The 17,008-nt window shown below is 64.6% G+C and carries 15 protein-coding genes; 8 read left to right on the top strand and 7 right to left on the bottom strand.

The features are described 5' to 3' along the window. Positions 1-131: 131 nt before the first annotated feature. A complete protein-coding gene (locus tag JG743_RS06990) occupies positions 132-536 on the bottom strand; it encodes a hypothetical protein (RefSeq protein WP_202299072.1) in 405 nt (134 codons plus the stop codon). A gap of 513 nt (positions 537-1,049) precedes the next feature. On the opposite strand from JG743_RS06990, the gene JG743_RS06985 reads away from it, so the two are divergent. Beyond that, a complete protein-coding gene (locus JG743_RS06985; RefSeq protein WP_202299071.1) occupies positions 1,050-2,252 on the top strand; it encodes an aromatic ring-hydroxylating oxygenase subunit alpha in 1,203 nt (400 codons plus the stop codon). 197 nt (positions 2,253-2,449) lie between these two features. On the opposite strand, the gene JG743_RS06980 is transcribed toward JG743_RS06985, so the two are convergent. Next, positions 2,450-3,865, bottom strand: a complete 1,416-nt coding sequence (locus tag JG743_RS06980; RefSeq protein ID WP_202299070.1) for an aminotransferase — start codon at positions 3,863-3,865, stop codon at positions 2,450-2,452. 315 nt (positions 3,866-4,180) lie between these two features. On the opposite strand from JG743_RS06980, the gene JG743_RS06975 reads away from it, so the two are divergent. From JG743_RS06975 to JG743_RS06965, 3 genes are read left to right on the top strand one after another with little or no spacing between them, the layout of a single operon-like run. Further along, positions 4,181-5,098, top strand: a complete 918-nt coding sequence (locus JG743_RS06975; protein WP_202299069.1) for an ABC transporter permease — start codon at positions 4,181-4,183, stop codon at positions 5,096-5,098. Continuing rightward, the gene (locus JG743_RS06970) at positions 5,095-5,919 is read left to right on the top strand and encodes an ABC transporter permease (protein WP_202299068.1); all 825 of its coding nucleotides are present in this window, start codon (positions 5,095-5,097) and stop codon (positions 5,917-5,919) included. Before JG743_RS06975 ends, JG743_RS06970 begins: the two co-directional genes overlap by 4 nt. A gap of 37 nt (positions 5,920-5,956) precedes the next feature. Continuing rightward, the gene (locus JG743_RS06965) at positions 5,957-7,030 is read left to right on the top strand and encodes an ABC transporter ATP-binding protein (protein WP_202302482.1); all 1,074 of its coding nucleotides are present in this window, start codon (positions 5,957-5,959) and stop codon (positions 7,028-7,030) included. Here the strand turns inward: JG743_RS06965 and JG743_RS06960 are convergent. From JG743_RS06960 to JG743_RS06940, 5 genes are all read right to left on the bottom strand, one after another. Continuing rightward, on the bottom strand, positions 6,994-8,304 hold the full coding sequence (locus tag JG743_RS06960; RefSeq protein ID WP_202299067.1) for a flavin monoamine oxidase family protein: 1,311 nt from the start codon (positions 8,302-8,304) through the stop codon (positions 6,994-6,996). The genes JG743_RS06965 and JG743_RS06960 overlap by 37 nt on opposite strands. Then, a complete protein-coding gene (locus JG743_RS06955) occupies positions 8,301-9,377 on the bottom strand; it encodes an extracellular solute-binding protein (RefSeq protein WP_202299066.1) in 1,077 nt (358 codons plus the stop codon). Before JG743_RS06955 ends, JG743_RS06960 begins: the two co-directional genes overlap by 4 nt. A gap of 113 nt (positions 9,378-9,490) precedes the next feature. Then, the gene (locus JG743_RS06950) at positions 9,491-10,573 is read right to left on the bottom strand and encodes an ABC transporter substrate-binding protein (protein WP_202299065.1); all 1,083 of its coding nucleotides are present in this window, start codon (positions 10,571-10,573) and stop codon (positions 9,491-9,493) included. Positions 10,574-10,627: 54 nt separating this feature from the next. Beyond that, entirely contained in the window at positions 10,628-11,314 is a 687-nt protein-coding gene (gene betI / locus JG743_RS06945; protein WP_202299064.1) for a transcriptional regulator BetI, read from the bottom strand. 6 nt (positions 11,315-11,320) lie between these two features. Continuing rightward, positions 11,321-12,115 carry a methyltransferase domain-containing protein gene (locus JG743_RS06940; RefSeq protein ID WP_202299063.1) on the bottom strand — a complete coding sequence of 265 codons (795 nt, stop codon included), beginning with the start codon at positions 12,113-12,115 and terminating at the stop codon, positions 11,321-11,323. 197 nt (positions 12,116-12,312) lie between these two features. On the opposite strand from JG743_RS06940, the gene JG743_RS06935 reads away from it, so the two are divergent. Genes JG743_RS06935 through JG743_RS06920 form a run of 4 tightly spaced genes read left to right on the top strand, consistent with a single transcriptional unit; the run spans position 12,313 to position 17,008 of the window. Next, positions 12,313-13,932: a phytoene desaturase family protein gene (locus JG743_RS06935; protein WP_202299062.1), complete on the top strand. Its 1,620-nt coding sequence runs from the start codon at positions 12,313-12,315 to the stop codon at positions 13,930-13,932. Continuing rightward, positions 13,919-15,481, top strand: coding sequence for a phytoene desaturase family protein (locus tag JG743_RS06930; RefSeq protein WP_202299061.1), 1,563 nt, complete (start codon positions 13,919-13,921; stop codon positions 15,479-15,481). The genes JG743_RS06935 and JG743_RS06930 overlap by 14 nt, the downstream gene beginning before the upstream one ends. Before the next feature lie 2 nt (positions 15,482-15,483). Further along, positions 15,484-16,743 (top strand): aminomethyltransferase family protein, encoded by a 1,260-nt coding sequence (locus JG743_RS06925; RefSeq protein WP_202299060.1) that lies wholly within the window; start codon positions 15,484-15,486, stop codon positions 16,741-16,743. 1 nt (position 16,744) lies between these two features. After that, positions 16,745-17,008: a hypothetical protein gene (locus JG743_RS06920; RefSeq protein ID WP_202299059.1), complete on the top strand. Its 264-nt coding sequence runs from the start codon at positions 16,745-16,747 to the stop codon at positions 17,006-17,008.

Below are 17,008 nucleotides of genomic sequence, written 5' to 3'. Positions count from 1 at the left end.
AGCCGACCCAAAAAAGAGGCTCCCAACCGACGATGCGGTGGGAGCCTGACTTGAGCGCAGGAGGAGCGCTCTGGGGAGGTCAAGGCATGATCGCGAAGCGGGGAACTGTTTCGCGGATCACACCTGACAAATCAGAAGACGTTCGGCGTGTTGGTCAGCGGCGCGGCATTGGCGATCATGCGCACCGCGCGTTCCCTGTGCTTGCCGGACTGCTCGGCGATGGCGCGCAGGCAGTCCGCGCTCTCGGCGCCCCAGGCCTGGCCCTTGCAGGCGAAATCGATCTGCGGCATCGGCAGACGCCCGGTCTTGATCGTGGTCGGCGCTCCCTCGACGACACCTGCCGGCGGATTGAGCGACGCGAAGGCGGGGCCTGCCGCCGGCGTGAAGAACATGCCGGCGAAGGCAAGGGTGCCAATCGCCATGAACATTGCCATCGGATGGTCGCTGGCGCGCTGGCGCAGCGCCAGCTTCGGACGCCGGTCGTTGCGCTCCGGAGCCTGGAGGCGTTGGTTGGCGGTCTGGACTTTCGTGAACATGACAATCCCCTTCGTTGTCTTTCTTTTTGCTTATGAAACGAATGTAACCGCACCCGGTAACGGATGGATGATACGTGAGGCCTGCCCGTGTAACCGGCTTGAAACAGAAAAATCGGGCATGATCGGGCATATTCGGTCATGCCCCGATTTTCGCGTTTGTTTGCGATGCTGTTCCATACGCGCGACCTAAAGGCGGCATCACAAGGCGAAGCAATGCGCCCTACGCGGCCTTGCGGACTATGATCAATCTCACACTCGCGAACGAAATCGGGCCGGTTTTTCTTCTCCCGGAGGCCGCCGCTTCTTGCCGTCCGGGTGGCGCCAATCCGGCCGCTCCGAGCCTGTTCCAGAACCCTGGTTAACGTCCGGATTTTTCGTGATTTTCCCGGGCCGGAACGGCGCGAAGCGGGCGCAAATCCGATGCCATCAAATTTTCATATTTCCACAAACCATTGCATTTCAAAGCAAAATATGCTTTTATTGAATGAGCATTCAACAAAAGAAGAGCCTCCCATGAACCCACACCTCCGTGACGTGGCGATCCCCAACGATTGGGACCGGCGGGGCCTGCCGGGCTGGAGCTATCACTCCAACGCGCTTCTCGAACTCGAGAAGGAACATGTCTTTCGCAACCACTGGCAGATCGCCGGACATGTCTCGGACGTGCCCAACCCCGGCGACTATCTGACCATGGACGTCGTCGGCGAGCGCGCGCTGATCGTGCGCGGCAAGGACGGCGTGGTGCGCGCCTTCAACAACATGTGCCGCCATCGCGGCAGCCGCGTCGTCGCCGACAGCCAGGGCACTTGCAAGAACGCGCTTGTCTGCCCCTTCCACGGCTGGGTCTACAATCTCGACGGCACGCTGCGGGGCGCTGCCCGCCCGCGCTCCTTCCCCGAACTCGACAAGACCGAGTTCGGCCTGATGCCGCTCGATCTCGAGATTTGGATGGGCTTCATATTCATCCGCTTCCGCAAGGGAGGGCCGCAGCCCTCGGTGGCCGAACTGCTGAAGCCGATCGAAGCCGAGATCGCGCACTACAACGTCGCCGACATGGTGCCGTCCTTGGGCATCTGGACGCAGAAGTCGCCGGTCAACTGGAAGTCGGTGCGCGACGTCGACAATGAGGGCTACCACGTCGCCATGGCGCATCCGGCGCTGCAGGACCTCTATGGCGCGACATATTTCGACGAACCCTTTGTCAACGGCGTGTCGCGCTCCTTCGCCACCTACAATCCGCATGCCGGACGGCGCTGGAGCGTCAGGGAATACATCAAGCTAGCGCCCGACGCCTCGCATCTGCCCGAGCATCTGCGCAAGGCCTGGATCTATTACGGCATCTTCCCCAACAACGCGCTCTCGATCATGCCGGAATCGGTGCAGTTCTATCAGGAGTTCCCGCTGTCGACCGGCGAGACGCTGCTGCGCGGCGCGATCTATCGCTACAAGGACGAAACCAGGGATCAGGCGGCGGCGCGCTACCTCGCCTACCGCATCGACCGCGACACGATGAACGAGGACGTGCAGCTTTCGGTATGGTCGAACGAATCCATGCTGTCGGAAGCCTTCGGGGGCTTTTATCTCTCGGACCTCGAATATGGCGTGCGCACCCACCACGACCATCTGCGCAAGCAGATCCCGGTGCTTGGCCTGGAAACGGCGCCCGAGGAAAAGGACATGTGGGCGCTGAATGATGCGCTGAGGTCAAGGGGGTGAGCGTCCCTCTCCCCGCTTGCGGGGAGAGGATGCCGGTAGGCAGGTAAGGGGGCAGCGCCGGCTCTTGTGATTTTCGCTTTCGTCAGACGGCAATTTTTGGCGTCGTCCGGCGACCATGGCCAACCGCCGAGGTCGGCGCCGCCCCTCATCCGCCCTTTGGGCACCTTCTCCCCGTGAACGGGGAGAAGGAAGAAACCTCACCCCCGCCAGACCCCTTCCTTCCTCAGGTCGTCCATCGTGCGCGAAATGCCTTCGCGCAGGATCGTCACCATGTCGTCGATCTGCTCTCGCGAAATGATCAGCGGCGGCGACATAACACACATGTTGATCAGCGGCCGGACCAAAAGGCCAAGCTCGTGGCAATGCGCGTCAATGCGCTTGCCGACATCCTTGTCGAGCTGCAGCGGGTTCCTGCTCTCGCGGTCGGCGACGCATTCGATGCAGGCCATCAGCCCCATGCCGCGCACTTCGCCGACCAGCGGCAGCTCCTCCAGCGTCTTCAGCCGCGCCTGGAAATAGGGCGCGACCTCACGCGCATGGGCCAGCACGCTCTCCTCGAGGATGTCGAGGTTCTTCAGCGCCACGGCGCAGCCGATCGGATGGCTGGTGTAGGTCAGGCCGTGGCCGAACAGCGCATCGGGGTGGTTGGAATGGCGCAGCTGTTCCAGCAGTCGCTCGGAGATGATGACGCCGCCGAGCGGGAAATAGCCCGAGGTGACGCCCTTGGCGAAGGTGATCATATCCGGATCGATGCCGAACACCTCGCCGGAGGCAAAGACGTGGCCCAGGCGTCCGAAGCCGGTCACCACTTCGTCCGAGACATAGAGGATGTCGTTGTCGCGGCAGATCTGGCGGATGCGCCTCAGATAGCCCTCCGGCGGCACGACCACGCCGCCCGAGGCCTGCACCGGCTCGCCGACGAAGGCGCCGATCTTGTCGGCGCCGACGCGGGCGACGGTGTCGCGGAACTGGTCGACGAGGAAATCGGTGAAGGCCGTGATGCTCATCTCCTTGGGCCGCCGGAACGGATCGGGCGAGGAGAGCTTGACCACCAGCTCGTCGGCGCCGTCCATCCAGTCGCGGTCGCGCGGGCGCCCGTTGAGCGAGGCCGACAGATAGGTCGAGCCGTGATAGGCGCCGCCGCGGCTGAGGATCAGCTTCTTCTCCGGCCGCCCACGCACATTGTTGTAGAACTGCATGAAGCGCAGCGCCGTCTCCACCGCCGACGAGCCGCCGGTGGTGAAGAAAGTGTGGCTGAGATCGCCCGGCGCGTGGCCGGCAATGCGCTTGGCGAGCTCCGCCGACGGCGCGTTCATCGTGTACCACGGCGTGTTGTAGGAGAGCGCCATCGCCTGGTCGTACATCACCCTGGCCAGCTCCTCGCGGCGGTGGCCGACATTGAGGCACCACATGCCGGCCGGTCCGTCGATCAGCCGCTTGCCTGAAGCATCCGTGATGTAGATTCCGTCGCCCTCGCCGATCAGCGCGCGCGCCTCGGCGCCGACCGAACCGGCATAGGGCCAGGGTTGGACGAGATGGCGCTTGGCCAGCTCCACGGCGTCGTCGTCGCCGGGCTCGACTTCCCTCGCCGTGATCTCCCTTGCAGCCGCCATCTTAGCCTCACATCGTATGAGTTGTGGATTCTTCGGTGGACGCAAAATGACGCGACAAGTCCTGGAAAATGGGCGCTTCTTCACTTCATTTTGAATGTCCGTTCAATCAATATTGCAGAAATAGCGCTTGATTTCAATTGGCGGATGCGCTCATGATGAAAGAAAGCCGGCAAGCAAGCGGCGCGATCAGCAAGACGGATCACCGTTCGGTCGCGCTGCAAGCAAAAAAGGGAACAAGCCGCCGGCGCTGACCAATGGGAGCCACATGGCGGGACTGTTCGTGCCAGCTGCCGAAATCACCCCCGGAGCGCTGCAATGACGGCGGCTGCCGAAGGGTCGCCCCCGCTGCGCATGTCGAGGGCCAGACGAAATGCCCTTCTGCAATCCGAGCCCGTCCAGGGTTTTGCCCTGATCAGCCCCACTTTCCTTTACGCGCTCATCCTGCTGGTGCTGCCGATCCTGGTGGTGATCGCGCACTCCTTCTGGACGCAGAACTACCTGACCATCGACCGCACCTTCACGCTTGAGAACTACCGCATCGCGCTGACCGAGCCGATCTACCGCGACCTGCTCTGGCGCTCGCTATGCATCTCGCTGACGGTCAGCCTGCTCACCGTCATCCTCGCCTACCCGATCGCCTATTTCATTTCCTTCCACGGCGGCCGCCACAAGAGCCTGTGGCTGTTCCTCATCACCATCCCGTTCTGGACCAGCTACCTGCTGCGCGTGATGTCGTGGAAGGTCATCCTTGGCTACAACGGCGTCCTGAATTCCGGCCTGATGGGCCTCGGCATCATCGACGAACCCTCGACCGCGCTGCTCTACAATTCCAGCGCCGTCATCATCACGCTGACCCATGCCTGGGCGACTTTCGCCATCCTGCCGATCTTCGTCTCGCTGGAAAAGGTCGACCGCACGCTGGTCGAGGCGGCCACCGATCTCGGCGACGGCCCGCTGCGCTCCTTCCTGCGCGTGACGCTGCCGCTGTCGGCGCCGGGCGTCATTTCGGCGGCGCTGATCGTCATGATCCCGACGGTCGGCGATTACGTCACCCCGAAGCTGGTCGGCGGCAAGGACGGCGTCATGATCGCCAATGCCATCCAGGCGCAGTTCGGCAAGGCATCGAACTGGCCGCTGGGCGCCGCACTTTCCGTCACCACCATGGTGATCGTGACACTCATGGCGGGTGCCACCGTGCTGATCATCCGCGCCGTGCAGAGGCTGGCGCGATGACGGCGATAAGACGTTTGCTCCCCGGCGGCTGGCTGTCGGCCTATGCCTTCCTCTATGTCGCTTTCCTCTATCTGCCGGTCATCTTCCTGCCGATCTTCTCGATCAACACCGCCGCAACGCCGAAATTCCCGCTCTCGGGCGTGACGCTCAAATGGTACGAGGACCTGCCGCGCACGCCGGCGCTGATCGACGCCACCTGGAACAGCCTGATCGTCGGCGTCTCCGCCTCGCTGCTCTCGACCGTCCTTGGCATCCTCGCCGCCCGCTCGATCACCCGCTACCGCTACCCCGGCCGGCGCACCATCAACGGGCTGATCATGGCACCGCTGGTGCTGCCGGAGGTTATCGTCGCCATCTCGATGCTGCTGGTGATGCTGCAACTGGGGCTGAGCCTGTCGCTGTTCACCGTCGTGCTCGGTCATGTGCTGGTCTGCATCCCCTATTCGATGACGGTGCTGACCTCCGGCTTCGAAGGCTTCGACCGCAGCCTCGAGGAAGCCTCCGCCGATCTCGGCGAGAGCGCCTTCGGCACCTTCCGGCGGGTGACGCTGCCAATGGTGATGCCGGCGATCATCTCCAGCCTGCTGGTCTGCTTCACCATCTCGCTCGACGAGTTCATCATCGCCTTCTTCCTCACCGGCACGGAGGCGACGCTGCCGATCTACATCTGGGGCCAGCTGCGTTTCGCGGCCAAGCTGCCAGGTGTGCTGGCGCTGGGCACGCTACTGCTCTTCGCTTCTTTCCTGCTGATGACCATTGCCGAGATCCTGCGCCGCCGCGCGGCGAACCGCACCCGGAACGAGGGAGGCCTTTATGCCTGAACTGTCGCAGGCCGACCGTCTCCAATCGGACAGGCCGATGATCGAGATCCGCGGCGTCACCCGCAGCTACGGCGCCTTCAAGGCGCTGGACGATGCGTCGCTGACCATCAAGGAAGGCGAGTTCTTCTCGCTGCTCGGCCCGTCCGGCTGCGGCAAGACCACGCTGCTGCGCATGATCGCCGGCTTCGACAATCCGACCAGCGGCTCGATCACCGTCGACGGCCAGCCGATGGAGGGCATTCCCGCCAACCGCCGTCCGACCAACATGGTGTTCCAGAGCTATGCGATCTTCCCGCATCTCAATGTCGAGCAGAACGTCGCCTATGGGCTGAAGCGCTTGAAGCTGCAAGTGGGCGAGGAAAGGCGCCGCGTCGAGGAGGCGCTGGCGCAGGTGTCGCTGACCGGTCTCGGCAAGCGCGGCGCCACCGAACTCTCCGGCGGCCAGCGCCAGCGCGTCGCGCTCGCCCGCGCGCTGGTGATGCGCCCCAAGGTGCTGCTCCTCGACGAGCCGCTCTCGGCGCTGGACAAGAAACTGCGCGAGCAGATGCAGGTCGAACTGCGCCGCCTGCAGCAGGCGGTCGGCATCACCTTCGTGCTGGTCACGCACGACCAGTACGAGGCGCTCGCGATGTCGGATCGTATCGCCGTGATGTTCGGCGGCCGCATCGCGCAGGTCGCATCGCCGAAGGAGATCTACCAGCGTCCGGTCAACCGGCAGGTGGCCGACTTCCTCGGCGGCATGAATTTCGTCAAGGCCGAGATCGTCGAGGAGAACGGCGCCTCGCTGGTGCTCGACACGCTGGGGTTCGGCCGCGTCAGGACCGACAAGCCGAAGGCTTTTGTCCGCAATGGCGGCGCGGCGACGCTCGGCATCCGGCCGGAACGGCTGCGCGTCCTGTGGGACAAGGCGACGGCGAAATTCGAGGTCGCCGGCAAGGTGGTCGAGCGCCACTATTTCGGCGAGATCACCCATTTGATCGTCGAGATCCCCGGCCTGGAAAAGCCGCTGTCGGTGACCGAGACCAACGATTTCGGCGCCGACGACATCCCGGTCGGCACGCCGATCCGCCTCGCCTACGATCCCGAAGCGTTGGTGGCGATGGCGGACTGAAGACCAGTCAGGATCTTTGCGGCGGCGATGCGCCCGGCCACGATCGCGCCCTCGACATAGGCGGGAAATGACGGCGACACTTCCGACGATGCGAAATGCACCGGCGGCGCGCCGGCAAGGATCGTGCGCTCGGCATTCCGCGCCGTCACATCGACGATGAGGTCGCTATAGGCGCCGCCGCTCCAGCGGTCGTCCGTCCAGTCGCGCTGGCTGAAATCGAGCACATCGGCCGCATCCGGACCGAGCGCATCCACGAGCTTCGCTGTGACTTCGGCGCGCAGCGCCTCGGCGCCCGCCTTGCGGCAGTGCAGCGCCAGCGGTCCGCCGATGAAGACGACGAGCGCCGCGTGCCCGGCGTCCTTGCTGGCGTCGCAGGCAAACAAGCCGGGCATGTCGCGCCACATCACCATGCCGCTCAGATCCCGCTCGCGCCAGAACGGCTTCGGATAGCGGACCAGTATCTTGACCACCGCGCCGCTTTCCCAAACGCCGAGCGCCTTCTTCAAGCTCGCCGGCAAGGCGGGCTGAAAATCGAGCTTGCTGGCCATCGCCGGCGGCAGGGCGACCAGGACCTCGCGCGCCGTGATGGCGCCACTGCTCGAGACGACGCGAACGCCTGGCGGCCGGCGCTCGATGCGAATGACCGGCTCGTTCAGCAGCAGCCGGCCGCCGAGATCGCCGGCAAGGTCCTCGGCCAACGACTGCATTGTTTCGCGCAGAAAATATTGCAGCTCGGGCACTTCGTTGGTGATGCGGCGATCATTGTCGATCAGATACCAGAGCGGCAGCTTGTCCAGCGCCAGGCACCACAGGCCCTCGATCATCGAACGGAAGGCCGCCTTGGCATCGGCCGCATCCTGCTGGCGTTGCAGCCAGTCGGCGACGGTCAGCCCGGCGATCGCGGGATCGTCCGGCTCGATTCGGTTCATGCGGTCGCGGATCGCCATCGCGGTCACATAGGTCCGCTCCGCCTGGTCGACCGACATCGACGGATGGGTGATGAAATCGCCATCGACATAGGTCTCGACGAATGTCTTGCCGCGCGCCTTGGCCAGCGCCATCAGCTCAGGCATGTCCTCGCACAGGAACTGGCCGCCGCGGTCGATCAGCTCGCCGAGCCCGTTCCGCGTGGCCTCCACCCGCCCGCCGACCCGATCGCGCGCTTCCAGCACCAGAAAATCGATGCCGGCCCGCTTGAATTCCAGCGCGGCCGTCAGCCCGGTGAAGCCGGCCCCGACGATAACGACCCCGGTTCTTTCGGCTGCCGTCGTCAATAGCCCGCCTTGATCTTCTCGAACTCGGCGACCATGCGCTGCTTCAGCTCCGGCGCCACCGGCTGCTGGAACAGCGTCTTGTCGAGGAACTTGTCGAGATTGTCGAAGCCGCGCTCGACCAGGATCTTGTGATCGAGCGCCGCCATGCCGGCGGCATTGCCGTGGCCATAGCCGAAGGTCTTGACCATGTAATCCGAAACCCCCGGCGCGTTGACGGCGCTGAGGAAATCATAGGCCTGGTCGAGCTTGCCCGGCGCGTCCTTCATCAGCACATAGCCGCACACCCAGGTCGAAAGGCCTTCCTTGGTGTCGCGGTTCATCTCGATCGGCATGCCCTGGCCCTTGAGCGTCACATAGGTCTCGTTCCAGCCCCAGACCAGGTCGACCTCGTTGCCGGTGAAGGCCTGGTTGAGGTCGGTGTCGTCGGTCCAGTAGAAGCGCACATTCTTGTTCACCGCGCGCAGGAAGTCGGATGCCTCCTTGAACTGGGCATCCGTCATCTTGGTCCAGTCCCTCAGTCCGATCACCAGGCTCGCCAGCGCATAGGCGTCGTCGACGTTGTCGCCGATGGTGACGCGGCCCTTGAACTTCGGATCGGCGAAGATCCTGAGCGATTGCGCTTCTTCCGCCGTCACCTTGTCGGTGCGGTAGAGCAGCGAGGTGTTGCCCCAGTCGAAGGGCATGAACCAGGCCTTGCCGTCGGCCGTGGTGGCGAGGTCCTTCATCGCCATGATGCCGGGGTTGAGGTCCTTCCAGCCGGCGATGCGGCTGGTGTCGAGCGGCTGCAGCAGGCCCGCCTCGCGCCACTTCACCACGCTTTGCGAGCAAGGATGCGCGATGTCGGCCTTGAAGCCGGCCCGCATCTTCTCGAATGCCTCATCCTCGTCGCCAAAGAAGGAGAAGGTCGGCTCGGCGCCGTACTTGGCCGCGTAGTCGGGATGCAGCAACGGGTCCTCGTAGCCCGACCAGTCGAACACGACGAGGTCGCCGCCGCTCTCTGCGAGCGCGTAGGCCACGCCGGCGCCAACCGTGCAGGCGGCGGCAAGAGCAAGGCGGCGAAGCGTGGAATTCATGGCGCAAAACTCCCCCATCGCGAAAACGACGGGGCGAGGTTAGGAGAATTCCCGGGCTTTGGCGAGCCCGTCCGCCTGTCGCGCGAAAGGCGGACGGACACCGAGAGTTAGGCTCAATAGCCGGCTTTGATCTTCTCGAACTCGGCGATCATCTTGAGCTTCAGCCCGGAAGGCATCGGCGACTGGAACAGCGTCTTGTCGACCCACTTTTCCACATTGTCGTAGCCCTTGTCCTTGAGCACCGCCGGATCGACGCCGGCCATGCCCTTGGCGTTGGCCTGGCCGTAGCCCCAGTCCTTCACCAGAATGTTGGCGACCGAGGGATCGTTGACGGCGTTGAGATAGTCATAGGCCTTGTCGACATTGCCCGGCGCATCCTTGAACAGCACATAGCCGCACACCCAGGTCGACATGCCCTCGGCGGTGTCCTTCTTGGATTTGATCGGCACGCCCGCGGCCTGTGACTGCACCGCCGCATCGTTCCATGCCCAGGCGAGATCCACCTCGCCGCCGCTCAACAGCTGCACGATGTCGGTGGTGTCGGTCCAGTAGGAGCGCACGTTCTTGTGCACCTGGCGCAGGAAGTCCGATGCCTGCTTGAACTGGTCGTCCGTCATCTTGGTCCAGTCCTTGAGCCCGATGGCGAGGCTGGCCAGCGCATAGGCGTCGTCGACATTGTCGCCGATCGAAACCCGGCCCTTGAACTTCGGATCGGCGAAGGCCTTCAGCGACTGCACGTCCTTCTCGTCGATCTTTTCGGAATTGTAGGTGAGCTGGGTGTCACCCCAATCCCACGGCATGAACCAGGCCTTGCCGTCGGCTGTGGTGGCGAGATCCTTCATCGCCATGATGCCGGGATTGAGGTCCTTCCAGCCAGCGATCTTCGAGGTGTCGAGCGGTTGCAGCAGGCCTGCCTCGCGCCACTTCACCACGCTTTGCGAGCAGGGGTGGCCGAGATCCGCCTTGAAGCCGGAGCGCACCTTCTCGAACGCCTCGTCCTCGTCGCCGAAGAAGGCGAAGGTCGGCGAATCGCCGTCCTTCTCGACATATTTCTGGTGGAAGCCCGGGTCCTCGTAACCGGACCAATCGAACACGATCAGGTCCTTGTCGGCGGCAACGGCCAGCGCCGCCGCCGAAGCGGCGAGCGCTCCAGTCAGCGCCAATGTCAGTGTCAGGCGTCGGCTCAAGGTTCTCATTGCTGTTCCATCCTCTCTGTTGTTTCTTGCCGGCTCGATCGGCCGGCTTTCGTCTCATCCGTAGTGCCTGGGAAAAGCTGCCGCCAGGAACGCATTCGCGGCCTGCAGCGCGGTCTCGCGGGTGGTGTCCTCGGTGCCCATCATCAGCCGCAGCCATAGCCCCTCCAGCATGGCCGATAGCGCCAGCGCCATGACCTGCGGCTCATAGGCATAGCCGCCGCTCTCTTTGAGCGTCGCGCACAGATCGATGAAGACCTGCTGGTAGTAATTGTCGCGCGAGCTGCTCAGCGCCTGGTAGGTCGGCCGCGACTTGGCCTCGCCCCAGAAGGCCAGCCATGCCGCGAGCTTGCGCTTGTTGCAGATCGAGCGGTCGAAGTCGGCCCACACCAGCAGCTGCAGCTGCCGGGCCGGATCGTCGCCAGCCTTCTGCAGGGCGGCGCGCCAATGCGCCGAATACTCGTCGTACATATACTGCAAGGTGGCGACGAGCAGTTTCTCCTTGCTTTCGAAATGGAAGTTGACGATGCCGCGCGACAGGCCGGCGCCATCGGCGACGTCGGCCATCGTCGTCTCCGCATAGCCGCGCTTGGCCAGCGAATCGATCGTCGCCTCGATCAGCTGTTGCTGCCTGACCTCCTTAGAGGCCTTGCGGCCGCGCTTGTCGGCATCGCCCTTTCGGGCCGGTTCAGGGACGACGTCCCTGGCCTCTACAGTCTTCATGGGCGTGACGGTCTCCAGCATTGCCGGCTACCCAACCGGCTTCCAACCGCGCAGATGAGTGGGACGGTGCTCGCCACTGTCAAGCACCTTCTGCATCGCCTCCCAGGTCCGGATATTCTTGTCGACATAGGCAGCCCCCACCGCGGCGGCGACGGGGCCATAGAGCGCTCCCTTGAGGCGCGCCAGCTCGTCGCGCGCCACCTCGCGATACCAGGGATTACGGTCGCGCACGGCGACGTCGGCAAAGCCCGCACGGCGCATCGCCTGCGCGTAGCGCGCCGGTGAAGCCATGGCGAAGGACAGGCCTTCGGCCGCGACATAGGCCTTCATCTCCGGCGACGGTTCGCCGTCATGCGCGATCATCCAGTTCGACGCCGCGAAGACGCCACCCGGCTTCAGCACGCGAAAGATCTCGACGAACAGCGCGTCTTTGTCGGGCACATGCAGCAGCGCATCCTTGGAGAAGACGACGTCGAACGAAGCATCGGTGAAAGGAAGCGGACCGGGTGGCGCCTGGACGAAGCTGACGCGTTCGCCGAGACCGCGCGCCGCCGCCTTTCGCCTTGCGGTTTCGATGACAGGCCTTTCGACATCGAAGCCCGTCGCGTGCGCCGCGCCATGGCGCTCGACCAGATGCAATGTGATGCCTCCGGCGCCGCAGCCGATATCGAGGACTGTCTTGCCTTTGAGCGACAGACCCTCGACCACCCGGTCGACCTCCTCGGGTCCGCCCGGCGACAGATAGCCATCGCCCCAGAGCGCTTCGAGGAAGCGGATGGCGGTATCGTCATATTCCCGCTCGGCGCCCGCCGTTTCGATCATCGGATCTCAGCCCAAAATGCCGAAAAAGGTCCAGTCCCTAATGCTGTCAAAGCCTAGCGTATAAACGGGAAAACGCAACATCATTTGTTGAACATTCATTCAAAATGGCTGGACAAGAATCCGTGATCCGTGCCAAATTCCGTGCAACAGGGGATAAAAGGCCCGGAAAAGGGCGGCCGGATGGAGGTTGAGCGCACATGAAGGCGTGGGACGCGATCGTCATCGGCGGCGGCCACAATGGTCTGGTCAACGCCTGTTATCTGCAGCGCGCCGGGCTCGACGTGCTGGTCCTCGAGAAGAACGACTGGGTTGGCGGAGCGGCCACCAGCCGCGAACTGACGCCGGGCTTCCTCTACTCCAACTGCTCCTATGTCTGCTCGCTGTTCCGGCCCGAGATCATGCGCGACCTGGAACTTCCGCGCTTCGGCCTGCAGGTGATCTCCTATGAAGGTGGCGCGGTGTTCACGCGCGACGGCGACTATCTCGCCAACTATCGCGACCACGACGCGCATCGCCGCGAATTCGCCCGCTTTTCCCGGCGCGACGCCGAGGCCTATGACCGCTATTCGCGCGACGTGACACGGCAGTGCCGTTTCATCCAGCCGCTCTTGATGCGCACCGCGCCCGATCCGACCAGCTTCAGGCCGCGCGACCTCGGCGAATTGCTCTATCTGGGGAAGAAATTCGCCGGCCTCTCGGCCGAGGAGATGGCGCTGACCTTGCGCTTCTGGACGATGTCGATCTCGGATTTCCTCGACGAGTATTTCGAGACCGACGTCATCAAGGCGAACTTCGCGATCTCCGGCATCATCGGCACCGCGCTTGGTCCGATGTCGCCCGGCACGGCTTACGTGCTGCTGCACCACTATATGGGCGAGGTCGACGGCTCGGTCGGCGCCTGGGGCTATGCGCGCGGCGGCATGGGCGCCGTCACCAGGGCGCTGGCAGCCTCCTTCAAGGCCAGCGGAGGCACCATTCGCACCGGCGCCGAGGTCGACCATGTTCTCGTGAAGGGGGGCAAAGCCAAGGGCATCGTGCTCGCCGGCGGCGAGGAGATCTACGGCAAGCTCGTTGTCTCAAACGCCGACGTCAAGCGCACCTTCCTGAAGCTGGTCGAGGAGAAGGAACTGCCCGACATCTTCCTGCGCCGGGTCAGGAACTTCAAGATCCGAGGCTCGTCCGGCAAGGTCAACATCGCCCTGGATTCGTTGCCGGAATTCCCGGCGCTTCCCAAGGATTCGCCGGTCTACCGAGCCGACATGCATTTCACCGATTCGATCGAGCGCATGGAGCGCGCCTATGACGACTGGAAGGCCGGACGCTGGTCGGCCGACCCCTTCCTCGACATGATGATCCCGACGACACTCGACCCGACCATGGCGCCGCCGGGAAAACATTTCATGAGCTGCTTCGTGCAGTACGCGCCGCCCAAGATAGGAGGGGCGGACTGGACCGACGCCGACCGCGACGGCTTCGCCGAAAGCGTGATTGCGCAGATATCGGAGTATTCGCCGGGCTTCCGCGACCGTATCGTTCACATGGAAGTGCGCACGCCCCGCGAGATCGAGGCCGAGGTCGGCCTTACCGAAGGCAACATCTTCCAGGGCGAGCTGACCTTCGATCAGTTGCTCTTCAACCGCCCGGTGCCCGGCTATGCACAATACCGCTCGCCGGTCGGCGGCCTCTATATGTGCGGCTCCTCCACCCATCCGGGCGGCGGTGTTATGGGCGCGCCCGGACGCAACGCCGCCGCCGAGATCCTGCGCGATCTCGCCAAGTCCGCCTCGCATATGAGCCCGGCCCATGACGTCATTTGATGCCATCATCATCGGCGGCGGCCATAACGGCCTCGTCGCGGCAGCGGTGCTGGCGAAATCGGGCCGCAAGGTGCTGCTGCTCGAGGCCGGCAATGATGTCGGCGGCGGCGCGCGCACCGAGGAGTTCGCGCCCGGCTTCCGCGTCTCCGCCGTAGCCCACCTGCTCAATCGCCTGCATCCCGATGTGGTGAAGACGCTGGAGCTGGAGCGCCATGGGCTGAAAGTCGAACGTGCGGATTTCGTGCCCTCGGTCGCATTGTCCAAGGACGGCCCGCTGGTGTTGCACGGCGCCTATGGCGAGGTGCTGACGGGCGCAAACCCGTCCGAGCAAACGGCCTGGAAAGAACTGCGCGCGCAGTTGCTGCGCTATGCCGGCGTGCTGAAGCCGTTCCTGTCGCGCCGGCCGCCGGATCTCGCCGGGCTGTCGCTCGCAGAAATGACCGGGCTCGGCCAGACCGCGCTTGCGCTGAAGAAGCTCGGCAAGGAAGACATGCGCGACTTCCTGCGAGTGCTGCTGATGAACGCCTATGACCTGCTCGACGAGCAGCTTTCGGACGACAGGCTGAAGGGGCTGCTTGCTTTCGACGCGACGCTCGGCTCCCATCTCGGGCCGCGCTCGCCGACTTCGCTGCTCGGTCTCTACTACCGGCTGGCCGGCGAGATCGGCGGTCTTGCCGGCGCGCAGATGCTGCCCAAGGGCGGCATGGGCACCGTCGTCGCCGCCATCCGCTCCGCGACCGAGAAGGCTGGTGTCTCGATCCGTGCGGCATCGCCGGTGGCGAAGGTCATCGTCGAGAAAGGCCGTGCTGTCGGCGTCGTGACGCAGAGCGGCGAAACGCTGCGCGCCAAGACCGTCGTCTCCGCCATCAATCCGGCGACGACCATCCTCGATCTCGTCGGCCCGCGCGAAGTCGACACCGGCTTCCTGCGCAAGATGAAGAACATCCGCATGAAGGGCGATGCGGCCAAGCTCCATCTGGCGCTCGACCAGCCACCGCAATTCGCCGGCGTCGATGCCGCCGGCCACAAGGGCCGTCTGGTCATTGCGCCTTCGCCCGACCATGTCGAGCGCGCCTTCAACCCGTCGAAATACGGCGAATTCTCGCCCGAGCCGGTGATGGAAATCACGCTGCCCAGCCTTGCCGACGCCGCGCTCGCGCCTGCCGGCGCCTGCGTGCTCTCGGCGGTGGTGCAATATGCGCCCTATGCGCTGAGACAGGGCTGGACCGCCGGCAAGCCGCAACTCCTCAAGGCGATCATGGGCCAGCTCGAAGCCTATGCTCCGGGTATCGGCGCGACGGTGCGCCATGCCGAACTGTTGACGCCGGCCGACATCGAAACGCGCTACCGCATGCCTGGCGGCCACTGGCACCATGGCGAGCTGCAGGCCGATCAGATGCTGGTGTCGCGGCCTGTCTCCGGCTGGTCGGGCTACGACACGCCGCTCGAAGGGCTGTTCCTTGCCGGCGCCGGCTCGCACCCCGGCGGCGGCATCTCCGGCGCGCCCGGCCTCAATGCCGCGCGCCGCATCATCGCGATGAAGGCATGAGCATGGCGCAAGCAACCAGGAAAAAGGCGCCCGTGGCTGAGGCCGACACAGCCTTCGAAGCCCGTCTTGCCGCGCAATCGCATTTCCGCACGCTTCGGCCGGGCACGCCCTTCCAGCCGCGCATCGACGCGCTGGGACTGAAGCAGGACTGGTACAGCTGGGCCGGCTACCGCGCCCCGCATTCGCTGTGGGACGAGGAGCTCGAATATTTCGCCATCCGCAGCCAGGCGGCGCTCTTCGACATTTCGCCGATGACGAAGTACCGCATCGAGGGGCCGGACGCCGAAGCCTATCTCGACCGTGTCACGCTGCGCGACGTGACCAAGCTGAAGCCGGGCCGCGTCCACTACACAGCCTGGTGCGACGACGAGGGGTTCGTCCTCGACGACGGCACGCTGTTCCGGCTCTCGCCGACGCGCTTCCGCCTCTGCTCGCAGGAGCGGCATTTGCCCTGGCTGCTCGACAGCGCGATTGGCTTCGAGGTGAGCGTCGAGGAAGAGACCCAAGCGGTCGCCGGGCTCGCACTGCAGGGACCGACCTCCTTCGCCGTCCTCCGCGACGCCGGCTTTGCCGGCGTCGAGCGGCTGAAGGTCTTCGACCTCGCCGAGTTCGCGCATGACGGCGCCACCGTCACCATTTCGCGCACCGGCTTCACCGGCGACCTCGGCTACGAGCTGTTCGTGCCCGCGGACAAGGCGCTGAGCCTCTGGGACCGGCTGATGGTGGCGGGCGAACTGCGCGGCATCCGCGCCATCGGCTACACGGCGCTCAACCGCGCCCGGCTCGAAGCCGGGCTGATCGTCGCCAATGCCGACTTCACCACCGCCGAGCACGCCATCCGCGCCGACCGCTTGCGCATGCCGGACGAGATCGGCCTCGGCTTCATGATCGATCCCGAGAAAGGCCATTTCAACGGCCGCCGCGCCATCCTGGAGGCGCGTGCGAAGCGCAAGCTGCGCCACGTTCTGGTCGGGCTGGAGATCGAAGGCAACATCCCGGCCGAGCATGCGATCGTCTATTACAGGAAGAGCCAGGAGGTCGGACTGGTGACCGCTGCGATGTGGTCGCCCATGGCCAAGCGCAACATCGCCATTGCCTCCTTGCAGCGGCCTTACGGCGATACGATCGTCGATGACCTCTGGGTCGAGATCTACGCCATGCGCGAGTTGCAGTACCAGAAGCTGATGAAGCGGGCCAAGGTTGTGCCGCGCCCGTTCATCAAGCTCGACCGCCGCACCGCCAGCCCGCCGGCGGATTTCTGACATGGCCGGCCAAGCGGACAGCCAGGAAGCCGAGGCGGAAGCCACCGAGCAGTGGGGACTGGTCAACACGCCGCTCGGCGAAAAGTGGTCGGGCCGCACCCGCTATGCCGCCGCCATGTTCTTCTACAAGCGTGGCGAGATGAATGCCGAGACGCTCGAAGTCTACCGCATCTGCGCGCGTCTTGATTCAGAAGACCCGCTGCCGATCATCCGTGACCGCGGCCTCGGCAAGGACTGGCTGAAGCGGATGGGCTACGCGCTGTAG

The organism is Mesorhizobium sp. 131-2-1 (assembly GCF_016756535.1).
Lineage (GTDB): Bacteria > Pseudomonadota > Alphaproteobacteria > Rhizobiales > Rhizobiaceae > Mesorhizobium.
Note: the sequence above shows the minus strand (reverse complement) of the source record. Positions and strands in the feature narration are given on the sequence as shown.

Coding starts and splice junctions, on each gene's coding strand:
- JG743_RS06930 (WP_202299061.1), top strand. CDS start 13,919: ATGACGTCATTTGATGCCATCATCATCGGCGGCGGCCATAACGGCCTC.
- JG743_RS06920 (WP_202299059.1), top strand. CDS start 16,745: ATGGCCGGCCAAGCGGACAGCCAGGAAGCCGAGGCGGAAGCCACCGAG.
- JG743_RS06990 (WP_202299072.1), bottom strand. CDS start 536: ATGTTCACGAAAGTCCAGACCGCCAACCAACGCCTCCAGGCTCCGGAG.
- JG743_RS06975 (WP_202299069.1), top strand. CDS start 4,181: ATGACGGCGGCTGCCGAAGGGTCGCCCCCGCTGCGCATGTCGAGGGCC.
- JG743_RS06925 (WP_202299060.1), top strand. CDS start 15,484: ATGGCGCAAGCAACCAGGAAAAAGGCGCCCGTGGCTGAGGCCGACACA.
- betI (WP_202299064.1), bottom strand. CDS start 11,314: ATGCTGGAGACCGTCACGCCCATGAAGACTGTAGAGGCCAGGGACGTC.
- JG743_RS06970 (WP_202299068.1), top strand. CDS start 5,095: ATGACGGCGATAAGACGTTTGCTCCCCGGCGGCTGGCTGTCGGCCTAT.
- JG743_RS06955 (WP_202299066.1), bottom strand. CDS start 9,377: ATGAATTCCACGCTTCGCCGCCTTGCTCTTGCCGCCGCCTGCACGGTT.
- JG743_RS06935 (WP_202299062.1), top strand. CDS start 12,313: ATGAAGGCGTGGGACGCGATCGTCATCGGCGGCGGCCACAATGGTCTG.
- JG743_RS06985 (WP_202299071.1), top strand. CDS start 1,050: ATGAACCCACACCTCCGTGACGTGGCGATCCCCAACGATTGGGACCGG.
- JG743_RS06980 (WP_202299070.1), bottom strand. CDS start 3,865: ATGGCGGCTGCAAGGGAGATCACGGCGAGGGAAGTCGAGCCCGGCGAC.
- JG743_RS06940 (WP_202299063.1), bottom strand. CDS start 12,115: ATGATCGAAACGGCGGGCGCCGAGCGGGAATATGACGATACCGCCATC.
- JG743_RS06965 (WP_202302482.1), top strand. CDS start 5,957: ATGATCGAGATCCGCGGCGTCACCCGCAGCTACGGCGCCTTCAAGGCG.
- JG743_RS06950 (WP_202299065.1), bottom strand. CDS start 10,573: ATGAGAACCTTGAGCCGACGCCTGACACTGACATTGGCGCTGACTGGA.